A 277-nucleotide genomic window follows, 5' to 3' on the forward strand; every position below is an offset into this window, starting at 1 on the left:
TTCATCAGCTTCGTGCAGGCCGACGCCACGGCGCTGCCGTTCGACGACGACACCTTCGACGCGGTCACGATCTCGTTCGGCCTGCGCAACATCGTCGACCCGCGGGCGGCGCTCGCCGAGTTCTACCGGGTGACCAAGCCGGGCGGCCGGGTGGTCGTGTGCGAGTTCTCGCAGCCTCCGCTCGCGCCAGTTCGGGTGGGCTACGGTGCCTACTTGCGTTACGGGATGCCGGTCCTCGCCCGGTTGGCGAGCTCGAACCCGGCGGCCTACGAGTACC

The 277-nt window shown here is 69.3% G+C and carries 1 protein-coding gene; it reads left to right on the forward strand.

The genetic code is table 11. The features are described 5' to 3' along the window. Positions 1-277 (forward strand): class I SAM-dependent methyltransferase (locus ACZ2XM_RS15505; RefSeq protein ID WP_490619016.1); only part of this gene is annotated, 277 nt, incomplete at both ends.

The organism is Psychrobacter sp. CoH-33_TS_01 (genome assembly GCF_058189395.1).